Annotated in this window: 25 protein-coding genes; 13 read left to right on the forward strand and 12 right to left on the reverse strand. The window is 28.9% G+C overall.

The annotated features are described in order from the left end of the window. Positions 1-433: 433 nt before the first annotated feature. A complete protein-coding gene (locus tag ACI389_RS05585; protein ID WP_439780557.1) occupies positions 434-1,990 on the reverse strand; it encodes a chloride channel protein in 1,557 nt (518 codons plus the stop codon). 73 nt (positions 1,991-2,063) lie between these two features. Here ACI389_RS05585 and ACI389_RS05590 point away from each other — a divergent pair, with 73 nt between their 5' ends. The 6 genes from ACI389_RS05590 to ACI389_RS05615 all read left to right on the forward strand — a co-directional run bounded on the left by ACI389_RS05590 (position 2,064) and on the right by ACI389_RS05615 (position 7,274). Further along, complete coding sequence (locus tag ACI389_RS05590; protein WP_439780558.1) at positions 2,064-2,951, forward strand: PhoU domain-containing protein; 888 nt, start codon at positions 2,064-2,066, stop codon at positions 2,949-2,951. A 204-nt stretch (positions 2,952-3,155) separates the two neighbouring features. Next, positions 3,156-3,971 carry a phosphate ABC transporter substrate-binding protein gene (locus tag ACI389_RS05595; RefSeq protein ID WP_439780559.1) on the forward strand — a complete coding sequence of 272 codons (816 nt, stop codon included), beginning with the start codon at positions 3,156-3,158 and terminating at the stop codon, positions 3,969-3,971. A gap of 111 nt (positions 3,972-4,082) precedes the next feature. Further along, positions 4,083-4,961, forward strand: coding sequence for a phosphate ABC transporter permease subunit PstC (gene pstC, locus ACI389_RS05600; RefSeq protein WP_439780560.1), 879 nt, complete (start codon positions 4,083-4,085; stop codon positions 4,959-4,961). Then, the gene (gene pstA, locus ACI389_RS05605; RefSeq protein ID WP_439780561.1) at positions 4,958-5,809 is read left to right on the forward strand and encodes a phosphate ABC transporter permease PstA; all 852 of its coding nucleotides are present in this window, start codon (positions 4,958-4,960) and stop codon (positions 5,807-5,809) included. The genes pstC and pstA overlap by 4 nt, the downstream gene beginning before the upstream one ends. A gap of 22 nt (positions 5,810-5,831) precedes the next feature. Further along, the gene (gene pstB, locus ACI389_RS05610) at positions 5,832-6,584 is read left to right on the forward strand and encodes a phosphate ABC transporter ATP-binding protein PstB (RefSeq protein WP_439780562.1); all 753 of its coding nucleotides are present in this window, start codon (positions 5,832-5,834) and stop codon (positions 6,582-6,584) included. Positions 6,585-6,608: 24 nt separating this feature from the next. Continuing rightward, positions 6,609-7,274: a phosphate signaling complex PhoU family protein gene (locus tag ACI389_RS05615; protein ID WP_439780563.1), complete on the forward strand. Its 666-nt coding sequence runs from the start codon at positions 6,609-6,611 to the stop codon at positions 7,272-7,274. 30 nt (positions 7,275-7,304) lie between these two features. Here ACI389_RS05615 and ACI389_RS05620 read toward each other — a convergent pair whose 3' ends face one another. From ACI389_RS05620 to ACI389_RS05635, 4 genes are all read right to left on the reverse strand, one after another. Beyond that, complete coding sequence (locus ACI389_RS05620) at positions 7,305-7,622, reverse strand: transcription factor S (protein WP_439780564.1); 318 nt, start codon at positions 7,620-7,622, stop codon at positions 7,305-7,307. 123 nt (positions 7,623-7,745) lie between these two features. Next, positions 7,746-8,066: a DUF2149 domain-containing protein gene (locus tag ACI389_RS05625; RefSeq protein WP_432645130.1), complete on the reverse strand. Its 321-nt coding sequence runs from the start codon at positions 8,064-8,066 to the stop codon at positions 7,746-7,748. Positions 8,067-8,073: 7 nt separating this feature from the next. Next, positions 8,074-8,718, reverse strand: a complete 645-nt coding sequence (locus ACI389_RS05630) for a MotA/TolQ/ExbB proton channel family protein (protein WP_439780565.1) — start codon at positions 8,716-8,718, stop codon at positions 8,074-8,076. 17 nt (positions 8,719-8,735) lie between these two features. Beyond that, the gene (locus tag ACI389_RS05635; RefSeq protein WP_439780566.1) at positions 8,736-9,446 is read right to left on the reverse strand and encodes a DUF2162 domain-containing protein; all 711 of its coding nucleotides are present in this window, start codon (positions 9,444-9,446) and stop codon (positions 8,736-8,738) included. 185 nt (positions 9,447-9,631) lie between these two features. On the opposite strand from ACI389_RS05635, the gene ACI389_RS05640 reads away from it, so the two are divergent. From ACI389_RS05640 to ACI389_RS05650, 3 genes are read left to right on the forward strand one after another with little or no spacing between them, the layout of a single operon-like run. Further along, positions 9,632-10,933 carry a phenylacetate--CoA ligase family protein gene (locus tag ACI389_RS05640; RefSeq protein ID WP_439780567.1) on the forward strand — a complete coding sequence of 434 codons (1,302 nt, stop codon included), beginning with the start codon at positions 9,632-9,634 and terminating at the stop codon, positions 10,931-10,933. An 11-nt stretch (positions 10,934-10,944) separates the two neighbouring features. Next, positions 10,945-11,376 carry an acetolactate synthase gene (locus ACI389_RS05645; RefSeq protein ID WP_432645134.1) on the forward strand — a complete coding sequence of 144 codons (432 nt, stop codon included), beginning with the start codon at positions 10,945-10,947 and terminating at the stop codon, positions 11,374-11,376. A 39-nt stretch (positions 11,377-11,415) separates the two neighbouring features. Continuing rightward, the gene (locus ACI389_RS05650; RefSeq protein ID WP_439780568.1) at positions 11,416-12,408 is read left to right on the forward strand and encodes an acyltransferase family protein; all 993 of its coding nucleotides are present in this window, start codon (positions 11,416-11,418) and stop codon (positions 12,406-12,408) included. A 27-nt stretch (positions 12,409-12,435) separates the two neighbouring features. Here ACI389_RS05650 and ACI389_RS05655 read toward each other — a convergent pair whose 3' ends face one another. Both ACI389_RS05655 and ACI389_RS05660 read right to left on the reverse strand, forming a co-directional pair. After that, complete coding sequence (locus ACI389_RS05655; RefSeq protein WP_439780569.1) at positions 12,436-13,419, reverse strand: beta-ribofuranosylaminobenzene 5'-phosphate synthase; 984 nt, start codon at positions 13,417-13,419, stop codon at positions 12,436-12,438. A gap of 155 nt (positions 13,420-13,574) precedes the next feature. Beyond that, a complete protein-coding gene (locus ACI389_RS05660; protein ID WP_439780570.1) occupies positions 13,575-14,075 on the reverse strand; it encodes a ferritin in 501 nt (166 codons plus the stop codon). A 72-nt stretch (positions 14,076-14,147) separates the two neighbouring features. Here ACI389_RS05660 and nudC point away from each other — a divergent pair, with 72 nt between their 5' ends. Continuing rightward, positions 14,148-14,939: an NAD(+) diphosphatase gene (nudC, locus tag ACI389_RS05665; protein WP_439780571.1), complete on the forward strand. Its 792-nt coding sequence runs from the start codon at positions 14,148-14,150 to the stop codon at positions 14,937-14,939. Here nudC and ACI389_RS05670 read toward each other — a convergent pair. Both ACI389_RS05670 and ACI389_RS05675 read right to left on the reverse strand, forming a co-directional pair. Beyond that, positions 14,936-16,096, reverse strand: a complete 1,161-nt coding sequence (locus tag ACI389_RS05670; protein WP_439780572.1) for a MalY/PatB family protein — start codon at positions 16,094-16,096, stop codon at positions 14,936-14,938. The two genes, nudC and ACI389_RS05670, sit on opposite strands and share 4 nt — an antisense overlap. Then, positions 16,083-16,601 (reverse strand): nitroreductase family protein, encoded by a 519-nt coding sequence (locus tag ACI389_RS05675; protein ID WP_439780573.1) that lies wholly within the window; start codon positions 16,599-16,601, stop codon positions 16,083-16,085. The genes ACI389_RS05670 and ACI389_RS05675 overlap by 14 nt, the downstream gene beginning before the upstream one ends. A gap of 54 nt (positions 16,602-16,655) precedes the next feature. Between ACI389_RS05675 and ACI389_RS05680 the strand changes: the two genes are divergently transcribed. Continuing rightward, entirely contained in the window at positions 16,656-17,141 is a 486-nt protein-coding gene (locus ACI389_RS05680) for a DUF308 domain-containing protein (protein ID WP_439780574.1), read from the forward strand. Positions 17,142-17,266: 125 nt separating this feature from the next. Here ACI389_RS05680 and ACI389_RS05685 read toward each other — a convergent pair whose 3' ends face one another. Beyond that, complete coding sequence (locus tag ACI389_RS05685) at positions 17,267-18,028, reverse strand: hypothetical protein (RefSeq protein ID WP_439780575.1); 762 nt, start codon at positions 18,026-18,028, stop codon at positions 17,267-17,269. Positions 18,029-18,197: 169 nt separating this feature from the next. On the opposite strand from ACI389_RS05685, the gene ACI389_RS05690 reads away from it, so the two are divergent. Next, entirely contained in the window at positions 18,198-19,073 is an 876-nt protein-coding gene (locus ACI389_RS05690; RefSeq protein WP_439780576.1) for a zinc-ribbon domain-containing protein, read from the forward strand. Positions 19,074-19,096: 23 nt separating this feature from the next. Here ACI389_RS05690 and ACI389_RS05695 read toward each other — a convergent pair whose 3' ends face one another. Together ACI389_RS05695 and ACI389_RS05700 are read right to left on the reverse strand one after the other, a co-directional pair. Continuing rightward, positions 19,097-20,053 (reverse strand): PLP-dependent cysteine synthase family protein, encoded by a 957-nt coding sequence (locus ACI389_RS05695; RefSeq protein ID WP_439780577.1) that lies wholly within the window; start codon positions 20,051-20,053, stop codon positions 19,097-19,099. 121 nt (positions 20,054-20,174) lie between these two features. After that, a complete protein-coding gene (locus ACI389_RS05700; RefSeq protein WP_439780578.1) occupies positions 20,175-21,032 on the reverse strand; it encodes a DUF1002 domain-containing protein in 858 nt (285 codons plus the stop codon). A gap of 950 nt (positions 21,033-21,982) precedes the next feature. On the opposite strand from ACI389_RS05700, the gene ACI389_RS05705 reads away from it, so the two are divergent. Beyond that, positions 21,983-22,279, forward strand: coding sequence for a hypothetical protein (locus ACI389_RS05705; protein ID WP_439780579.1), 297 nt, complete (start codon positions 21,983-21,985; stop codon positions 22,277-22,279). The last annotated feature ends 2 nt before the right edge of the window (positions 22,280-22,281 follow it).

A 22,281-nucleotide genomic window follows, 5' to 3' on the forward strand; every position in this document is an offset into this window, starting at 1 on the left:
CAGTTTGTCTTAACTGTTTAGGTTACATGAGTATTCTTGTAACTTTGTTTTCGTTTACAACTTTTTTTGATTCTGGAGCTTTTTTATCAAAGTTACTGATTTATTAAATTATTCACACCAGTATTATTGAATCAAAATTAAAATTCTCATTATCCCTATATTACTGTCATCACTATCAATAACCCTTTTAGCAAAAATAACTCCTAATGAAACAACTAATTACAAATAATTTTCTTTGACATAGAAATAATTTTAGTAAATTCACGTATTTTGAAACTTGCCAGTATCTTACTTATCATATACTTACAATAAGCTCTCATGCTATTAATTATATGAATAATGTGCCTGAATAACTACTTTTAGTAGATTCAATTTTTCATTACCTTTTTATCTTCAAATCTGATAACAGTTTTCATTTTAAAAATCAGCTCATTTAACCACCAAATAGTTTTTCAATCTCTTCTCTTACAAATGGATAATCATTAACATCAGTTAAAATATGAACCTGATCACTATATTTAATATTAAATTCTTCAGTTGGAATTATATATTTACCATTACGAATAACAGATACTACAATTGCATTTTTTGGAAATGGAATATCCTTAATTTTAAAATTGATGTAATCGCAATCAAGTGGCACAACATATTCTGATAAAACCTGTTTTGAAGGCTTTTTAACAAATTCTCTGTTTTTCTTTAAAAGTAATCTGTCATATAATGACTCATATATTGGTTCATTTCCTAAAATTGTTGGAACTACATAAGCTATTAAAGATACTATAATCATTGCAACAAGAGATTCTGTTGAACCACACATCTCAGCTATTAGTACAACACCTGTAATTGGAGATCTAACTGTTGCTGCAAAAAATCCTGCCATTGAAATAACAATAAACTTATAGACTAAATCTTGCTCTAAACCAAACATTGGAACGAAAAATGATCCGAATACAGCACCAATATATGCTCCCAATACTAATATTGGTAAAAATATGCCCCCTGGTGCTCCGGATGAAAATGAAAAGAGTGAAAACAAGTATTTTAAAACTAAAAGTAAAACTAATACTCCAAGTGAAGGCATAGCTACATCAAGCATATCAAGCATAAAATGCCCACCATCACTTATTTCAGGTATCATTAATGCTACAACACCAGAAACTAAAAATACAAAAACAAATTTAAACCATGAAGGAATTTTAAGACTATTTACAAAGTCACTTGATTTTACCATTCCAATATTATACAAATAACCAAGCAAACCAATAAGAATTCCTAAAATAATTAGTAACCAGTAATAATCTAATGGAATATTCAGAAGTGGGAATGTTAATGCAGTAGATTGGCCAAATATCATTTTTGATATGAAATCAGATACAATAGCTGATACTAGTGCAATAAATACTAATGTTTTATCAAATCCATGGTTAATTTCTTCAAAAACAAATAATACTCCAGCTAATGGTGCATTAAATGCTGCTGTAATACCAACTGCAGAACCTACTAAAATAAGTCTTAATTCTTCTGTTTTAGATCCTTTAAATAAACGTGAGACACCTTTTCCAGCCATACCACCAATTTGAACTGATGGACCTTCAGGACCTAGAGATAAACCTCCAAGAGCAGTTAATACTCCAGATACTATTTTGGAAAATAATACTTTTGCCCAATTAGCTTCCATATGACCTTTAACTTCAGCATAAATCTGAGGTATTCCACTTCCAGCAGAATCAACTTCCCATTTTGTTAACCAATCAACAATAAGTCCCATAATAATTAATGCAATGAAAAATAAAATCATATACATTAAATTTCCATGTATAATATCCAAATAACTTCTTAGAATATTTTCAGAACCATGAAGTAAAAAACGATATAAACACACCATCAAACCAGCAAATATACCTACCATGATTCCTTGAATAGTTAAACGGAAAATATATTTTGGGTTTTCAACTATTGATTTTAATGTTTGCTCAAGATATCTCATTACTCTTAATTTTATATTAAATAATATAAATATTAATATTCAAACATGATTAAATACACTATGAGGTGTTTTATTGACTAAGAATAATAAAACTTTAGAAGACATAATAGACGTTATTTTTTATGATAAACCAGCAACACAAGAGGAAATTGCTGAAAAATTAGATATTAGTCGTAGATACGTTACTCAATTACTTAAACCATTAATTGACGAAGGAATTGTAAAAAGATCTTATGTTATTGATTTAAATAAATATGATGAAACTTATGGTTCATCAAATCCTATTTTTAATTCTAAACAGCATTCTGCTTATTTTTTAATTGAAAATATGTTGAAAAATATGGCAGAGCATGTTAAAAAAGAAGTTGAAATGTCTTTTGAAGCTATTTTAAATAATGACAAAGAAATTGCCAAGCAAGCTTTAGAATTAGATTATACTACAAATAATATGTTTGAAAAGGTTCGCTCTTCTGTTGAAACTGTTGTTAACATTGATCCTCATTCAAGACTTTCTAAAATTTTATTATTCAATGAGGTAGCATACAATCTTGAACGTATTGGTGACTATTCAGGCCATATTGCTAAGTTTGTTATAAATGAAGAAGCACATGTTGATGATGAACTTTTAAAAATATTAACTAAAATGCACAAATATGCACAAAAATCAATCTCTTATTCAACAGATGCTTTCATCAACAAGAAGTTAGAATTACGTGGAGATTTAATGGATACTGAAGAGAAAATGCATGAAAAACAAGAAACAGCTTTGAGTTTAATCGCAAAACAAATGGTTGAAACTTCATTTGATGACGTTGAAGAATCAAATTATTATATCTACATATCTCGTGTAATTAAGTCTTTTGAAAGAATGGGAGACATATCAGTTGAAATTATCGAATTAGCAGCTGAATTTCACAAGGATATTCCAAGACCAACTATTCCCCGTGCTTTCAGGGAATAAAACCTTCTTTTTTTGCTTTAATTAAAATTCATGTGATTTTTTATTCACATTTTAGGAAATAGTAATTTTCAAGACATATTTTTTGACTAATTTTCTTCACATTATGAGAATAATAGTTCCTATTTTAGTAACCTTTATATATGGAAAAAAATAACCTTCTAATTGTGTGATACAATAATCACACATTTTTAAAGGTGTTAAATAATGAAAAATACAAAAAAAATTACAATAATAGTTCTTGCTGTTTTCATTATCGGAGGAATCACACTTCTTTCAGGTTTTGGAAGCTCTGAAACAGTCAATATTGTAGGTTCAACATCCGTTCAGCCAGTAGCTGAAAAACTTGCTGAAACCTATGAAGAAACTCATTCTGATATTAATATTAACGTTCAAGGAGGAGGTTCCAGTGTAGGAATTAAAAGTGCACAAGACGGCACAGCAGATATTGGAACAAGCTCTAAAGATTTAAAAGACGATGAAAAAGAAGGATTGACCGAATATAATATAGGTCAAGACGGTATTGTAATAGCAGTTAATAATAAAAATACCATAACTGATTTATCTAAAGAGCAATTAAAAGACATATTCTCCGGAAAAATCACTAATTGGAATGAAGTTGGAGGACCCGATGGAGAAATACACCTCGTTACTCGTGAAGCAGGTTCAGGTACTTTAGATGCATTTGAAAGTATTGTAATGGGTAAAGATACAAAAATTAAAAGCGATGCAATTGCACAAAGTTCAACTGAAGCTGTAAAACAATCCGTAAAGCAAGATGAAAATGCTATCGGTTTTGTATCATTTGCACACATGACTGATGATGTAAAATCTATCTCAGTTGGTGGAGTAAGTCCTAGCAGCGAAACTATTGCAGATGGTTCTTACGAATTACAAAGACCATTCTTATTCCTTGTAAAAGGAACACCAACCGGTGAATTAAAAGAGTTTATAGACTGGGTAAACAGTTCTGAAGCTCAAAAAGTTCTCGATGAAGAGAAAATTATCAAATCTACAAATTAAAAAAATTAATAAAAAATGATTAAATTTATTGAGCTTTTGTTATTATCTAAAAATACCTAAAAGCTCCAATACCTTTAATTATTTTATTTATAACATTTTTTGAGGTTTAAAATGACAAAAAATAATTTATCTGAATTTTTTATAGAACACGGATTAGCCGTTACTGCACTTCTTTCTATTTTTATAATTTTAACAATATTAGGATTCATTTTTATTGAGGCAATACCAGCATTTCAAGAATACGGATTTTTACAATTCCTACTCGGACAAGTCTGGTCTCCTAATGATGCTCAATACGGCGTATTCGCAATGATTATAGGATCACTGTGTGTTACTCTTTTCTCATTAGTTATTGCAGTTCCTTTATCTATTTTATGTGCAATATTCATGGCAGAGGTTGCAAGTGAAAAAGTTGCTAATTTTTTAAAACCAGTTATTCAAACATTATCCGGAGTCCCTTCAGTAGTATATGGGTTTTTTGGACTTGTAGTTCTTGTTCCACTCGCTAGATCTTATTTTGGAGGAACAGGATTTAGTATATTCACTGCTGGAATCATTCTAGCAATCATGATTTTACCTACAATTATTTCTGTATCTTATGATGCATTATGTGCTGTACCACATGAATATAAAGAAGCATCTTTAGGATTAGGTGCAACAGATTGGCAAACCATTCGCCACATCATATTTCCTTCAGCATTACCCGGTATAGTAACTTCAATCATTTTAGGTATGGGTAGAGCTATTGGAGAAACATTAGCAGTAATTATGGTTGCAGGTAACGTAGCACAAATACCAAATTCATTATTCGCTCCTGTTAGAACATTAACTTCAAATATTGCTTTAGAAATGAGCTATGCAACAGGATTACACCATAATGCATTGTTCGCTACTGCAGTAATTTTATTCATTATCATATTATTGTTATTAGTAATCGCAAATTATATTCAAAGTAAATACAAAATGGACGTTGGAGGAGGAACTTTATGAATTTTAACTTTATTTCAGCTAAAAGCGCTCAAAAAATAATGAATTACGTATTCATATTTTCAGGTGTACTTACATTAGCTATTTTAATTATCATTTTAGGATATATTATCATGAATGGAATTCATGTATTAAGCCCAGAATTCATATTTGGAGAAGTTATTGACTCCGGTAGAGCTGGTGGAATTTTCCCTATGATCGTGTCCAGCTTATACGTCACATTCATTTCAACATTAATAGCTACACCATTGGGTGTTGGTGCAGCAATCTATATTTCAGAATATTCTAAAAACGGTACAATTTCTAGAATCATTCGTTTCGGTGCTGAAACAATAGCTTCAATTCCTTCAATTGTATTTGGATTATTCGGATTATCCTTTTTCGTAGTATTTTTAGGTCTCGGATGGTCTATTCTTTCAGGAGGATTAGTACTTGCTATTATGGCAATACCTACAATTTTCCAAATTGCAGAAGTTTCCATATCCTCAGTTCCAGACACATATAAAGAAGCAAGTTTAGGTTTAGGAGCTACTAAATGGCAAACAATTTATAAAGTTATTTTACCAGCTGCACTTCCAGGAATCATTACAGGAATTATTTTTGGAATGACTCGTGCAATATCAGAAGCAGCTGCTGTTATGTATGCTGTAGGTTCAGCTACATCAATACCAGTATCTATGTTTGATCCAGGTAGGCCACTACCATTACATTTATACGTTCTTGCAACAGAAGGAGTTTCAATGCCAAATGCATATGGTACTGCTGCAGTTCTTGTAATTATTGTTTTAGTTATGACTTTCCTTACACATTATTTCACAACAAAATATCAAAAGAAAATGACAGGTAATTAAAAAAATAAAATGAGGTTTATTTATGAACAGAATTAGAGTAGAAAATTTAAATACTTACTTTGGAGATACACAAATTCTCAAAAACATAAACGTTGCATTTCCAAAAAACTCCATAACTGCGTTAATTGGTCCTTCTGGTTGTGGAAAATCAACATTTTTAAGATCCCTTAATAGAATGAATGATTTAATACCTACATTCAGCCACGATGGAAAAATTTACATTGATGATGAAGACATTTACAATCCAGATGTTGATGTTGTTGAACTTAGAAAAAAAGTAGGTATGGTTTTCCAAAAGCCAAATCCTTTCCCAAAATCCATTTTTGAAAATGTTGCTTATGGTTTAAGAATACATGGAATTGATGATGAAGATTTCATCGAAAAAAGAGTAACTGAATCACTTAAAGCAGCAGTTATCTGGGATGAAGTTAAAGACAAGCTTGATCAATCTGCAATGGGATTATCTGGAGGTCAGCAGCAAAGATTATGTATTGCAAGAACAATAGCTAACAGTCCTGAAGTTATTTTAATGGACGAACCATGTTCTGCACTAGATCCTATTTCAACTATTAAAATTGAAGACTTAATCCATAAACTTAAAAAAGATTATACAATTATTATAGTTACACATAATATGCAACAAGCTTCAAGAGTTTCCGATTACACTTCATTCTTCTTGAATGGTGAAATTTTAGAAAGTGGAGAAACAGAACAAATATTTATTAATCCAAAAGAGAAGAAAACTGAAGAATACATTACCGGAAGGTTCGGATAAAAAAAATAATTTGGGAGATTAAATATGCATAAAGAATATCCAAGTATTACATTTAAAAACAGAATTGAACACATTGAAAAAAGCATAGAAGAACTCGGTGAATTAGCTATTAAATCAAATGAAGATGTTATTAGCTTATTAGACAATTATGATGAAAACACATATCTTGATGTATTAAACAGATCTAATGAAGTTGATATTAAAACAATCGATTTAGAAAAAGAATGTATCAGTTTTATGGCAATTGAACAACCAGTAGCTAGTGATTTAATGTTTATTGAATCTGGTATTAGAATATTAAGTCACATTAAAAGAATTTGCCGCTTATTTATGAAAATCGCAGAATCAATAAAAAACCTCCAAGATGTTAAGGTTCCAGAAATCATAATTAAGAAGTTATCATATATGGGAAACCGCACTCAATATATGATTAAAAAATCCATTTTCGCATTCTTAAATCATGATATAGAAAAATCAAAAGAATTAGCAGCTGACGATGATCAAATTGACGATTTGTATGATACTATCTTAGAAGAAGCTACAGAAATGATTGAAAGCAAAGAATCAGTTCCTGATTTTCTTAAAGTCATTACAGTAGTAAGATACTTAGAACGTATTGCTGATAAAACAGTAAATATTGGTTCAAGAGTAATATTCATGGAAACATTTAAACGTCCAGAAATTGATTAAAATAATTTTTATTATTTTAATCTTCTTTTTTTAATTAGAACTTCTCCAAGTGTTACCGCATTTAGCACATCTAATAAAATTAGTTGGAGCTTCATCGGCTGAACGAGTTTGCACTGTCCACCAGTATCCTTTAGTTCCGCCGCATTTATAGCAAGTTATTTTTGTTGTTGGCAATGCCATATAATTATCTTTTTTAACAATTACTTTATTTTCAGGATTAGTTTCACCTTTCATGTGATACTGCTCTTCTAAATCATTATTACTTAGAGATTTTTCATAACCACATGTACATTCAATCTTACCTTTTTTAGGCATTAACATTGCACCACAATCTGGACAGAATTCCATATAACTAAACACCATTGAAAATTAATAACTATTAGTTTAGTGGAAGTTGTTTATAAATATTCTCGTTGGGATAAAAAAAACTATTTAAAAAAATTAGAAAATAAAAGTTTGGGTGTGAAAGGATTAACCTTCCACCATAATCAGTTTACCCGTAGATGGATCTTTGTATACTTTACCCATTTCTGTATACCCTTGACCTGAACTGTTTGAAGTGTCAGGTGTTTCATTTAATTTTTGGCCTTGGTCAACTTCAGTAGTGTGTTGTTGCATGCTTTCCTGTATAGATTGATCTGGATCAATCATTGCCTGCATATTCCAGCTTATAATAACAAAAACTAGAAAACCAACAGCAATGACTAACATTGCATCTACAAGGTTTGCTGTTCCAGCCATTGGATCTTCTTCAACTCTTTTTGACCTTCGCCTGCTTTTTTTCCTTGGCATAAAATCACTATATATTCATGAAATCTAAAACTGCATCAATCAAAGCATCTAAATCAGATAAATAACTATCATACCATCCAGATCTAATTTTACCAATAAAATAACATAAAGCACCAGATCCAATACCCACAATAGTTGTATTAAATGCAACAGTCAGAGAAGTTGCAAGAGTATTGATATCCCCTGCACCTAATGCAGCAAGACCTGGACCCATTGGAATTAAAGTACCCATTAAACCTAATGTTGGTCCAATACGTGTAATAATATCCGTTTTTTTTAATGTAGCTAATGTTTTTTCTTCTTCAAATTCAAATAATTTACGAGCCAATGCATCCCTTGAATCATTTCCTAAACGTTCAGATGATGCAAGCTCAATTAAAACTCTTTTTTGAGATTTAGGAATTTTTGCATTGTTAATCACATTTTTCAAATTATCAACAGATTTAGAATCATTGATATCATAAATTAAATCTCTTATTGTTCCAACAGAAACTTTTTTTCTTGAAGTATATTCTGCAATAATTCCTCCTAATGTGATAATAGTAATTATAACAATCACAAGTAAAATAACAAGTACTGGAATTGTTAAACTTTGTGAAATCACATCAAGAGAACCTGTTAAAAACTCCCCACCAGGAATATTAAAAACCATAATTTTCACCTAAAAATCTAATCGAAAATAGTCTTACCTCTTTTAGTTAAAAAGATACCACCAAATAATAAAATAGCAAATGCTAAAATCACCATAAGTATATCTTGAGGAGAACTAATAGTTATAGAACTTAATGTTTTAGTTAATGTAACTGCAATATTTGGAATTACAATAGCTGAAAGCAAGAAATATGTACCAAGTAAAAGCATGAAATTGCCCAAAATAATAGGATAAGGTTTATTGATAAACCTAAGAATAGTATTTGATGCAAAATAAGTTATAATCATTACTAAAACAAGAGCACCAGTAGCATACCAACTTAAATTAAGTGAGCTAACACCAATAGTTGGTGCAACAATTAACACACTTGCAATTATTGAACCAAAACAACAAGGACAAGGAGCAATAATAGCTAAGGAAGTTGCGGTTGATGTATTTTTGTCATGTATTTTCCATTCTCTTATTGTAAACAGACCAGCAATAATCATGATTGAAGCCATTATAATATAAAAAATTGTATTATAACTGTAAATTGCTTGAACTAATTGTTCCGCAAAGAAAGAAGCAATGTATGAAATAATAATTACTCCTCCTCCATAAGATATGCAGATTATTGCAAATAATTTTTTATTTAAATGAGCTAATCCTGATGCAAGTCCTATTTTAATCCCAAAAATAAGAACTGCTGCAAAAATACCTAATTGCCATAAAACACTCATCATATCCATATTAATTTCTCCATAATCAATTTAATTTTAAATAAAATATTAATTTATCCGATATGTAAATAAATAAATATCAATATTACATTTTAACTTCATTATTTAAATAATAATGGTACAAATCAAAATCAGTAAGTTTTAAGGTATTGAAATAATATAATTAATATAATTAAATAAAAATGAGGCAAAATATGTTTTGGAATGAAGAAATTGAAACCATGTCAAGGCCTGATCTTGAAGAATTACAATTAAAAAAACTTCAAGCAACTGTAAAAAGGGCATTTGATAAGATACCTTACTACAATAAAAGATATTCAGAATCTGAAGTTTATCCAGAAGATATAGAAACTTTAAAAGATATTGAAAAACTTCCATTCATAACAAAAGATGATTTAAGAGAAAGTTATCCATTTGGGCTTTTTGCAGTAGATATTAAAGATATTAAAGAATTACACTCCTCTTCAGGTACTACTGGTAAACCTGTAGTTTCAGGATATACTGAGAAAGATTTAGATACATGGGCAGAAACAACAGCACGTGGACTTACTATGATGGGCCTTGGTGAAAATGATATCATCCAAAATACCCATGGATATGGAATGTTTACAGGTGGTTTTGGAGTGCATTACGGATCTCATAAAATCGGTGCAACAATCATTCCTATATCAACCGGTCAAACCAGAAGACAAATTGAAATTATGAGTGATTTTGGTACTACTGGATTAATATTTACCCCATCTTATGGAATACACATTGGAGAAGTTGCTCTTGAAGATGGAATTGATCCAAAAGATTTAGGAATTAAAGCCATTGGATTCGGAGCTGAAATGTGGACAGAAGAAATCAGACAAAAAGTAGAAGAATTATTTGGTGCTAAAGCATACAATATTTATGGATTAACTGAACTTATGGGACCTGGTGTTGGTGTAGAATGTAAAGCACAACAAGGACTACATATTGCAGAAGATATTTACTATCCAGAAATTATCGAACCAAATACAGGTAAGGTAATTGGTGAGGATAAACCTGGAGAACTAGTCTTAACTAACCTTGAAAGAGAAGGAATGCCAATTATAAGATTTAGAACAAAAGACTTAACCACAATCACATATGAAAAATGTAGTTGTGGTAGAACTCATGCTAGAATGAGTAGAATTACAGGTAGATCTGATGATATGATTAAAGTAAAAGGAGTAGCTATTTTCCCATCCCAAATTGAAAAAGCATTACTTAAAGTTGGTGATGTAGAGCCTCATTACATGATTATAGTTACAAGACCTGGAACTTTAGATGAAATTGAAGTCAAAGTAGAAGCATCAAAAGATCTTTTCTTTGATGGTGTAAAAGAAATGATGGCAATTAAAAACAAAATTGGTAAATCAATTGAAAATGAAACAGGTATTCGTGTGAAAGTTACATTGGTAGAACCAAAAACATTGCCAAGATTTGAAGGAAAAGCAAAAAGAGTAATTGATAAAAGGAAGTTACACTAAGGAGATTAAACATGAAAATCAAACAATTATCAATTTTTTTAGAGAATAAAATAGGCAGTTTGTCAAAGCCTCTTGAAATACTTTCAAAAGAGGGTATTAATATAAGAGCTATGTGCATGGCAGATACTTCAGAATTCAGTATTTTAAGACTTGTTATAGATAATCCATTAAAAGGAAAAGAAATTTTAGAAGAAAATAATTTCCTCGTTAAGATTACAGAAATCATTGGTGTTGAAATGAATGATACACCAGGCGGTCTTACAACGGTATTACAAGTCATGAAAGATAATAATATAGATTTAGAGTATCTTTATGCATTTACACATGATAAAGTTGGTAAAGCTATTTTATTACTACATGCTGATGATATGGATAAATTAATAGATTCATTACACGAAAATGAAATCGTTATCATACCATCCGATGAAGTTTACAATTTATAGATAATTTTTAATTATCTACTCTTTTTTTACGTGAAATAAATGAATTCAAGTAGAGTAATATTTATAGATTATTTAAAAGTAATTGGTCTTTTATGTATCATATTAGCCCATATTTCAACAGATACAGGCATACTGCAAATTAGAAATTTCGATGTTCCTTTGATGGTGATGATTTCAGGATTCCTTGCAGTTGACTCATTTAAGAGAAACCTTAAACAAGACAAATCATTCTTAAGGTATTTTTGGAAGAGAATTAGTCGTCTATTATTCCCAACATGGATTTTTCTAATTGTATTTTTTTCAATAATGACAATGTTTTCAGTAAATGGAACTTATCCATATGAAATTAATTTTATAATTAATAGCTTTTTATTACTTGATGGATTATCATATGTTTGGATTATAAGAATATTTCTCATTTGTACATTCATAACTCCTATAATATACTATTTCGATAAGATTGAAAATGATTATATTCAATTTTTAATCCTACTTTTGATTTATATTCTCTATGAAATAGCTATATTTTTAAAAATAAATGAATGGAATATTATTTTTGAATTCATATTAGCTTATATTGTACCTTATGGAATCATATATTTACTTGGAATGATTTCTAAAAAAACAAACCCTAAAACTGATAGAATTATTTCAGTTCTTTGTTTATTTACATTTATTGTTTCTGGATATCTGATTTATTTGAATACTGGAATGTTTCAACCAACACAAATTATGAAATATCCACCAACAATATACTACATAAGCTATGCTTTATTTGTATCTTTCTTACTGTTTAGCATATTTAAAAGAATTAATTTAAAACAAAATAGATTTATTAAGTTTTGTTCTAAATCTTCACTTTGGATTTATCTATGGCATATATTGTTCTTAACAATAATACCAATAATTTTGGGAGAATTAAATTGGGTTTTAAACTATATTATTGTATTAATCTGTTCAATTGGAATAACATATATTCAAAATAGGATTCTTGATTTGTTCAATCTAGATATAAAAATATTAAGACAATAAAACTAATAAAAAAAGAAATGGAAAATATTATTTTTCAATAACAAATCCATGGTTTTGTGCTTTGGTTACAAATACTGTACCACTTTCACCAATTATCTCTTTGGTTTTTTCTACAATAAACTCATTTGATTCATCAAAAACAGTGTATAGAACTGGTCCAAATGAAGAAATACCAACACCATATGCTCCTGCTCTTTCAATAGCTTGCATAATTGGTAAATAACTAAAATCAAGGGAATGTTCTAATTTATTGAAACCAACTTTTTGAAGCTCACTTATAGCCCATCCAAAGTTTTTAATATCTTTTTCAAGCATGAACGGAACAAGATTCATTAAAATTAAATGAGATACTTGTTCTACTTCTTCTTTTGGAATAGGACAATAAGTTTGGAAAACATCCACTTCGTCATCCCCCTCCATATGTTTTTCAACTTCTGGAATAGCTATTAAAATGTTCCATTCTTCTGGAAAATCATATCTTGCAATTAATGTTGCGGGTTTTGCTTGGGATGCACCTGAAGGTAAGAATAATGGTTTTTCTTCCTTACTATGTCCACCATCTAAGATAAAGCCTCCTAAGTCATGAGTGTATGTTCCAATTCCAGAGGTTCCTCCCCTTCCTACAATGCTACTGAGTAGGTTACTTTCTACTTCAATACCCATAGTTTCAGTTATTAAATGTGCAGTCGATACAGCAATTTGAGTTCCACTTCCAAATCCTGAATGTGGAGGATAAGTATTATGAACAATAAATTTGAAACCAGAATCAATTTTAAAGTATTCAACAGTTTTTCTAGCTGCATCAGGAATTTTTTCCCTACATTCTTCAATAGCTTCCTCATCTGTTACATTATCTGTGAATTCAAGTTCTATTCCGCTTTCAATTTGCTCAATTTCTAAAACAAATTGGGGATCAGCTAATGCTAATCCAATACCACCATCGACTCTTCTATATGACCCATTCAAGTCAATAAGAGACATATGTATTCTTGAAGGTGCTTTAATTATCATTTTTTCACCAATTTATAAAAATTTATCTTATAATTATATGTAAATAAAGTTTTATAAATGTTGTCATATTAAAATAAGTTGCTAACCTTTAATTTAGCATTTTCAAATGTATAGTGAAATTAATATAAAAAAATAAGATTAGACTAGATTTGAATCTAGTCTTCAGATGGTGCACGAGTAGCTAATTCTTTGTTTAACTCGTATATTAATCTGTTGTCCCCATCAGCTAATTTAGCTTTTGCAACTAATTCCATTGCATTTTCTTCTTCTTCGACTTGTTCTTCTACAAACCATTGGAGGAAGTTGTTAGTTGCATGGTCTTTTTCTTCAATAGCAATGTTTACTAAATCATTGATAAGACCTGTTACAGTTTTTTCATGTTCTAAAACATGTTCAAACGCTGCAAGTGGACTATCCCATTCAGTTTGAGGTGCTTCAATAGCAGTTAAAGTAACAGATGCTCCTCTTCTAATAATATAATCATAGAATTTCATTCCATGTTCTAATTCTTCATTTGCTTGTACTCTCATCCAGTTAGCAAATCCTGCTAAATCTTCATCTTCAAAATAAGCTGCCATGGATAAGTATAAATATCCAGAATAAACTTCAGCATTTAATTGTTCATTTAATGCTTTTTCCATATTTTCAGATACCATTAATATCACCAACTTAATTTTTGTTTGTAATATAATATAAATTTTAAGTAATTTGAAAACATATTAATTAACATGATTGAAAAATCCCTTTATGAGAATTACCAAATTGATTTTAATGAAACATTTACACCAAATACTGGTGATTATTTATTTATTTTTAATGAAAAAAGAGAATTGTTTTTAGATGATAATAAACAGTTAGCAAAATCTATTGATGAATTTGATGTTAACTTTTGTTTTTATATTGGAACATACAAAAATAAACGAGCATTTGTTATTAATGTTAACAGTGATGAATCATTTTATGAATTAAGAGAAATTTATGAATTCAATCCTGACCTTTACCATATTGCTGGAAAAGCAGTTTTAGTAAATGACTGGTATATTTCCCATCAATTCTGTGGTAGATGTGGAACCAAAACACAAATAGATGAAAAGGACATGATGCTAATATGTCCAAAATGCGGGCAAAATCATTATCCTCGTATTGCTCCTGCAATTATAGTTGCAATTAGAAAAGGTGATGAACTACTCATGGCAAAGCACAGTTATCATGAAACAATAAGATATGCACTAATTGCTGGTTTTGTTGAGCCTGGTGAATCTATTGAAGAAGCAGTTAAAAGAGAAGTATTAGAAGAAGTGGGATTAAAAATAAAAAATTTAAGATATAAAAGAAGTCAATCTTGGCCATTTCCAAATTCTTTAATGCTTGCTTTTACAGCAGAATATGAATCTGGAGACATAACTGTTGATGGAGATGAAATTTTAAAAGCAAAATGGTTTAAAAAAGAAGAAATTACAAGATATGAATCAGACATTAGCATATCTGATTGGTTAATCCAAGATTTTCTAAACCACTAAATATTCAAGGAGATTATACCTGCTTTTAATCTCTCTAATCCCTCTTTTAATAATTTTTTAGGACATGCAATATTCATTCTCAAAAAACCAGCTCCATTTTTACCAAAATCACTACCTGCCGATAAAAACAAACCTTGATTGAATCTTAGATACTCAGATAATTCATTTGATGAAATATTTAAACTAGAACAATCAAGCCATAGTAGATATGTCGCATCACACTCAACTAATCTGATTATTGGTAATTCTTCTTTTAGATAATTTCGAACAAATCTTTTATTTTCAAATAATATTTTTTTAAGTTCCTCTAACCATTCTTCAGAATCATTATAAGCTGCAATTACTGTACTTGTTGCAAACACATTACATGAATCTGAATTATCAACATGTAATTGCATTTTGATTTTTTCAAATAACTCTTTATTTTTTGTATGAACTATAGAACTTTTAAAACCAGCAACATTAAATGATTTTGAAGGTGATAAGCAAGTAATTGCTTTTTTATGATTAGATGAAATTTCAAAAGGATTATATTTAATATCAGGATCTGTCAAATCACAGTGAATCTCATCTGAAATTAAGATAACATTATGCTTAGTGCATAATTGTCCAATCTTAAATAAATCCTTTTTTGACCAAGTTTTACCAATTGGATTATGAGGATTGCAAAGAATCATCATTTTTACTTTTGATAACTTTTCATCTAAATCATCAAAATCAATAATATATTTGCCATTTTCATAAATCAATTCATTTTCTAGGATCTTGCGATTATTCTCTTCGATTACATAATAAAATACATGGTAAACAGGAGACTGTATTAATATATCATCACCCACATCAGTTAAACATCTTATCATTGATGATATGGATGGCATTATTCCAATAGAATACAACATATCCTCTTTTAACATTTTAAAATCATATCTTCTATTCCACCAATTGATATATGATTCAAATAGCTCATCAGGAACAATTGAATATCCATATATCGGATGCATTGCTCTTTTTAAAATAGCTTTCTCAATAGCTGGAGCTACTTTAAAATCCATATCTGCTACCCACATCGGCAAATCATCATCAAAACAATCCCATTTTAGACAATTAGTATTATTCCTATCAATAACACTTTCAAAATCAAATTCAGTATTTTTCATAGTGAACCCTAGTTTCATCAAATTTATCCATGAATTTATTTTCAAAACCATCAGCAGGATAACCTAATGTGATAATACAATATGGTTTTAAATCAGTGATATCATTAATTCCGATTATCTCACCTATTTTAGCCATTCTTTCTTCTTCAGGTGCAACTCCATTCCAAAGACCACCTAATCCAAGGTTTACTGCTTCAAGTAACATGTTTTCAGCTACTGCACCCATATCTTGTTGCCATACAGTTTTATAAAATGCTCTTTCGATATTCGCAACAAGTACAATTGCAACAGGTGCATCAGTTACACGTGGTTTAATTTCACCTAATTTTTTTAATGTTTCTTTGTTTTTAACTACAACAAATTCCCAAGGTTCTGCTCCAAGTCTAGAACCAGGTGCCTGCATTCCAGATTTTAAAATATTTAAAATTAATTCATCATCAACACCCTTATCCTGATATTGACGAATGCTTCTTCTTGTATTTATAATTTCTTCAAATTCAGACATATTTATAAATAATATTATCATTATATAAATAATTAGTTTAATGGAGGTGAAAAAATGGAAAGCAACAAATTAGCTGGTATTTTGACTATTATTCTTGGTTTAATATTCATATTATTCCCAATGTTTTCATCAGAGCTAATCTCAATAATTGTTGGTTTAAGTTTAGTGTTTTTTGGTATTTCAGCAGTATTTATGGGATACAATATGAGAAAAGATGGAATTTCATACTCTATGATTCCAATAATAATCGGGATTATATCCATTGTTTTAGGAATAGGATTTATATTCTATATTGATGCTCTTTCATTCTTAGTAGGATTCCAATTTTATATTGTTGGAATTATCATGATTGTATTTGGAATAAGTGGATTAATCTCAAAATTAAATAGAATATCTGCATTTACATCAATACTTGTTTTAATAATGGGTATTGTATCAATAGCACTTGCCATATTTGCTCTTAATGAAGCAATATACATTTCAATCATTATTGGTATTGTTTTGATTATTGAAGGAGTGTTATTCCTTTTAAATGATTAAAACTTATTAAAAATAGCATTTAAATAATCAAGGACTTACCATCACCATAACCAATCATTATAGTTTGGTTTTGAAAAAATAGAAATTATTAAAGTGTGAAAAAAATACTTACACACTTTAAGATTTTATGAATTTTCACTTTTACTAAAAGAAATCTCATTTTTATCGCAAAACTCTTCAATATGTGAAATAACATCTAAAAGATCATCTTTATCATATTCATTTTTGAAATAATACACAACTGGTTGGGCATTTGTATAAACAGTAATGACAATATACTGATTATCCCATAAATGAACATCAAGAGTATTGTACATTTGAATATTGTTTATAATATCACTTTTAGCTTTTTGAGAGGAAGTTTCATTGCCAAAAACTTTAATTTCACTATTTGGATAATTATTATGTAAATTTATGATTTTCTCCTCATCAGTTAAAACATCTTTTTGAGGTTTTATTTCAGACAACTTATCTTTAAATAGCTTTGCATTATGTAATTTTTCTTGAATTTCAACTAATTCCTTTTCTAGCCTTTTTTCATCCTCAATTAGTGAATTAATAAAAGCTTCACTACCATTGTTATATTCTTCATACATTTCAAGGACATCCCTTGCAGACAGTAGTGATTGGTTTTTAAAAAAATCCTTTGTGTGTTGTTTTACACGAATGCTTAAAGGTTTTAATTTTTCTTTTTTAGATTTATAATCAAACATTTCCTCTGCTAAATCATTACCTTTTTTGTGTAAATACTGCATTCTTGATGTAAACATTTTTTCAAATTCTTCACGATTCATGTCTTCAGGGAACTTGAATTCAAATTCACCTGGAGTGTATGATCCTCCGAATCTTTCATTTCCAAATTCAAATTTTCTTTTTTGGTCAGTCATTGTATCACATCCATTTTGTATTACAAAATAGGTTTTTGTATACAATATAATATTGTGGCAATGTACTATATAAATGTATTCATTTTTAGAAAATGTATACTTAATATTAGTCAGTTATCTAATTTTTATACAATGAAATACATAATGTTTAATTAAAGGAGATAAATAAATGACGCAATATTGTAGAAAGTGTGGAGCAGAATTAGATGACGACGCAGAATTTTGTAATTCCTGTGGCTTCAATCTTAATAGTAATCTCAATGAACAGAAAATAAAGAAATTTGAACATCATACATCCTCAAATAAAAATGAATTTGTAACTAAATCACCATTGATTTTGGCTGTTATTGGAATAATCATATCCATTGCTGAAGGTTTAAGTACACCGTTACTACTAGGATGGGACAGTATCCTAATAGCCATGGCAGTTGGTGTAATTGGAGGAGTTTTAGGAATCATTTTAATGGAAAAATTCGACGAACCATTAATAGCTGCTATTGAATTTATTGCAACTGGATTTTTAATCTACACATTCATTGGTCGCTTTGGTGAAATAGCTACTATTCTATTTATTATTGCAGCTGTTTTAGCATTATACCTTAAAGGACATCATACAAAAAACAAAAAACTCTTTGCAATTCCAATTTTAACTGTTATTTTATTATTTGTATTATTAATAGCTGGTGGAGCAGCATACCAAATTAATGCTGAAAATTCAGTGACAGTCGGCAATTTAACCCAAAATATAACAAATGACGGCTATGGATATTATAATGGTTATATAACTGGAGACATTAAATTAGATTCAAACTTTGATTATTTAAGTGTACATGTTGATTTTTTAGATAGTAATGGAAAAGTAATTGATTCAACAATTGGATGGAGTAGTGCAAATCCTGAAAATGGAAAAACATATAAAATTTCTGCATTGTATTTCGACCAACAAAACCCAGCAAAAGCAGAAATCAAAGTAGTTGACTCATTTAATGATGAAACACCATTATACACAGAAAATATGACTATTTTAACTACAAGTGAAGTTTAAATACTTCACTTAACTTATTTTTTTTAAATTACTTCAAAATTAATTAGCTTAATTTTATTAGAAATTAAATTAGGATTACTGTCAAGTTCTTCAGATAATTTAGTAGTAATATACTTTTTATTATCATCTGCAAAAACAGTAGCTATTTTAATATCATCTGTATTAATTAAAACACTTGCAAGGAAGTTAGCACCACTAGAAATCCCAACACCTAAACCAAATTCTTTAGCTAGTCTTTTAGACATGTTAATTGCATCTAAATCATCAATAAGTACAATATCATCAATTAACTCTTCTTCAATGATTCCTGGAATAAAATCATCACCAATTCCCTCAATCATGTGACTACCTTCTTCCATTCCCATTTTAAGAATAGATAATGTACTAGGTTCTAATGCAAATAATTTAAAGTTAGGATTACTTTCTTTTAATCTCTTACCGATTCCCATAAGAGTTCCACCAGTACCTATGCCTGAAACGAAAGCATCAACATCACCAATGTCATCCAAGATTTCTTGGCCTGTTTGAGCTTGTACTTTTACATTTAATGGATTATCAAATTGGAGAGGTCTATATGCATCATTTTCTACTGCAAATTCTTCTGCAAGCTCTAAAGCTTTTTTAAATCCTCCTTCCTCTTTAGATACTAAGTGAACATGAGCACCATACATTTCAATTAAGTTTCTTCTCTCAATAGAAACCCAATCTGGCATGAAAATATGAACATCATGACCATATAAAGCACCAATTGCACTAAATGAAATACCAGTATTTCCACTTGTAACTTCTACAATTGGTTGTGTTTCTTTTAAATTACCGTTTTTTCTTTCTGTTTCAATAATGTTTAATGCTATTCTATCTTTAATACTTCCAGAATAATTGTAAAATTCAAGTTTAGAATATGTGCTTCTTAGTTTTCCTTCATATTCATAATTAATTTTTATCAATGGAGTATTTCCAACTAACTTTCCAATATTCATAATAGTCCATCCACTAAAATATAATATTATAAATTATGTTTTTTGGATTTAAAATACTTTTTTAATTAAACAGTTATCTTGAATATTGGTTAATTAAAATTATTTAAAAAAAAAGTAAGAATTAAATCCCATTTACAAGAGATTTAACCCAATTAAATAGACCATCTAGAGAAAATTCACTAGATGAATTATTTCCTAAAAATTCACTTACCTGATTTTGATAGTATTCAACATCACCTTGTACATTTTGTACTTGTTCAATAGAATCTGCTAAGTTTTCAATATCAATATTAGTAATATTAATATTATTGTTTTCAACATGATTGTTGATAATATTTACAATCTCATCATGGTTTGTAATATTACTATTAGATACTTCTTCTTTAACTTGATCCACCATGTTAGATAAACTATCTGCATTTACACCTGAATTATTTACAATTTCTGCTTGGGTGTAAATTTCATCATTCGCAGCTTCTTTTACAGAATCTGGAATTTGAACATTAGTTGCTTCTTCATAAGAGTTCATGATTCCTGCAAGAGCAGATTCACCAGATGCTTGAACCGGACTTGTTACATACACATGACCACTTGTTATTCCAGCAGATTTTAAAGCTGAAAGGTACATATCACCAGTTATAGTGGTAATTTTGGATTTATCAACACTTACCTTTAAATTTTCATTATCATTTAAATCAACAAGTGCAGAGGACAATATTTGATTTGAATTATATGATTTACCGGTAATACCACTTGATATTTGATTTACTTGATCTGCGGTGATTGTTTTTACATCTACATTATTAATATCAACATTTCCTTGTTTGACAAAAAAATTGTCAACAAAAGACTTGTAATTTGAATTTGAATAGGTTGTCTCACCATAAGTTACTACAACATTAGAATCTGTTGCAAATCCAGTTGGCATTAACATACCAACAAGAATCAATGCTAATAACAACATTATAATCTTACGCATTTTATCACCTCTTATAATGCTTATTAAAGATTATCCTATGTACTATTTAAATGTTATAGTTTTTTAGAATAAATCTATACCAACAAGCCAATAATAATATGTTTGGCATTTATAATTTTTAATAAATCCTCTTGATATATTAACTATTTTAATTCAGTATCATATTGTTTGGAAAAATATGAATCATCAATGTTTGAGTTTTTTTAATTCAAAGACATATTCATCGAATAAAATTACATGTTTTGTCAAGTTATAGAGTTAATGCTGTTTTCATGACTCTTCTTTAAAGATTTTAACAAGAAAAACACAATCACAAATATCTGCAATACAGTCAATATTTCAAATAATAACTTTTATATAATAAATACAACTTAAATAACATTTATAATAAAATATATGTCGTTTAGAGGAGTAGAAAATACTCCTCTTTAAAAATAAAAACATCCATATTACAAAACTACTTTTTTATCGGCGAATGTCGACAAACTATCGACACTCAAGGAGAGTATTTATATCCCAAAACTATTTTTTTATCTAATAATTTTGGATTATTTACTGTTTTTTTACTTACAACCTTTTTCCAGTGTTTGCTTCTAATTATCTATTAATCTTTGACTAATCCATTCTTCATTATAACCTTTTTCACAATAAACATTGATTGTTAATTCAGGGTCTGCTATTACCAAAGCAGGTAAACATTTAGTATACAAAAAAATATCTAATATTCCTATCTTTACCAAATATTTACATTGTTTATAAACTCCTTAGAAATAATATATAAATATATTAAATAATTTTATTTATAAAGATTTATATTGCTTTTTTTATAAAAATAATAACAATTTATAAATATTGTTAAGGATTGATTATATTGACAGTAAAAGCTCAATAGATAATAAATCTAATTTTGTTTATCAAGAAAATAATAAATAAATTAAAAGGTGATTAATGTGGATGAAATAAAATTAACTGGTAAAAGTAAAGATATCGTTTCAGATAATATTTCTAAACTTAAAGAAATATTTCCAGATGTAATAACTGAAAATAAAATTGATTTTGAAAAGTTAAAATTAATCTTAGGTGAAGATATTGATGATTCTGAAGAAAGATATAGTTTTACTTGGCCAGGTAAAACACAAGCTATTAAAGAATCTCAAAAAGAATCTACGGGTACTTTAAGACCTTGTAAAGAAGAAAGTAAAAACTGGAATACATCAAAGAATATATATATATATAGAGGGAGATAATT

This window comes from Methanobrevibacter sp., assembly GCF_051877095.1.
GTDB lineage: Archaea > Methanobacteriota > Methanobacteria > Methanobacteriales > Methanobacteriaceae > Methanocatella.

Bases quoted from the DNA above. Each gene is read 5' to 3' on its own strand.
- ACI389_RS05655 (WP_439780569.1), bottom strand. From the start codon at position 13,419: ATGATAATTAAAGCACCTTCAAGAATACATATGTCTCTTATTGACTTG.
- pstA (WP_439780561.1), top strand. From the start codon at position 4,958: ATGAATTTTAACTTTATTTCAGCTAAAAGCGCTCAAAAAATAATGAAT.
- ACI389_RS05635 (WP_439780566.1), bottom strand. From the start codon at position 9,446: ATGGATATGATGAGTGTTTTATGGCAATTAGGTATTTTTGCAGCAGTT.
- ACI389_RS05650 (WP_439780568.1), top strand. From the start codon at position 11,416: ATGAATTCAAGTAGAGTAATATTTATAGATTATTTAAAAGTAATTGGT.
- ACI389_RS05625 (WP_432645130.1), bottom strand. From the start codon at position 8,066: ATGCCAAGGAAAAAAAGCAGGCGAAGGTCAAAAAGAGTTGAAGAAGAT.
- pstC (WP_439780560.1), top strand. From the start codon at position 4,083: ATGACAAAAAATAATTTATCTGAATTTTTTATAGAACACGGATTAGCC.
- pstB (WP_439780562.1), top strand. From the start codon at position 5,832: ATGAACAGAATTAGAGTAGAAAATTTAAATACTTACTTTGGAGATACA.
- ACI389_RS05640 (WP_439780567.1), top strand. From the start codon at position 9,632: ATGTTTTGGAATGAAGAAATTGAAACCATGTCAAGGCCTGATCTTGAA.
- ACI389_RS05615 (WP_439780563.1), top strand. From the start codon at position 6,609: ATGCATAAAGAATATCCAAGTATTACATTTAAAAACAGAATTGAACAC.
- ACI389_RS05690 (WP_439780576.1), top strand. From the start codon at position 18,198: ATGACGCAATATTGTAGAAAGTGTGGAGCAGAATTAGATGACGACGCA.
- ACI389_RS05670 (WP_439780572.1), bottom strand. From the start codon at position 16,096: ATGAAAAATACTGAATTTGATTTTGAAAGTGTTATTGATAGGAATAAT.
- ACI389_RS05700 (WP_439780578.1), bottom strand. From the start codon at position 21,032: ATGCGTAAGATTATAATGTTGTTATTAGCATTGATTCTTGTTGGTATG.
- ACI389_RS05630 (WP_439780565.1), bottom strand. From the start codon at position 8,718: ATGGTTTTTAATATTCCTGGTGGGGAGTTTTTAACAGGTTCTCTTGAT.
- ACI389_RS05685 (WP_439780575.1), bottom strand. From the start codon at position 18,028: ATGACTGACCAAAAAAGAAAATTTGAATTTGGAAATGAAAGATTCGGA.
- ACI389_RS05680 (WP_439780574.1), top strand. From the start codon at position 16,656: ATGGAAAGCAACAAATTAGCTGGTATTTTGACTATTATTCTTGGTTTA.
- ACI389_RS05620 (WP_439780564.1), bottom strand. From the start codon at position 7,622: ATGGAATTCTGTCCAGATTGTGGTGCAATGTTAATGCCTAAAAAAGGT.
- ACI389_RS05660 (WP_439780570.1), bottom strand. From the start codon at position 14,075: ATGGTATCTGAAAATATGGAAAAAGCATTAAATGAACAATTAAATGCT.
- ACI389_RS05585 (WP_439780557.1), bottom strand. From the start codon at position 1,990: ATGAGATATCTTGAGCAAACATTAAAATCAATAGTTGAAAACCCAAAA.
- ACI389_RS05645 (WP_432645134.1), top strand. From the start codon at position 10,945: ATGAAAATCAAACAATTATCAATTTTTTTAGAGAATAAAATAGGCAGT.
- nudC (WP_439780571.1), top strand. From the start codon at position 14,148: ATGATTGAAAAATCCCTTTATGAGAATTACCAAATTGATTTTAATGAA.
- ACI389_RS05675 (WP_439780573.1), bottom strand. From the start codon at position 16,601: ATGTCTGAATTTGAAGAAATTATAAATACAAGAAGAAGCATTCGTCAA.
- ACI389_RS05595 (WP_439780559.1), top strand. From the start codon at position 3,156: ATGAAAAATACAAAAAAAATTACAATAATAGTTCTTGCTGTTTTCATT.
- ACI389_RS05695 (WP_439780577.1), bottom strand. From the start codon at position 20,053: ATGAATATTGGAAAGTTAGTTGGAAATACTCCATTGATAAAAATTAAT.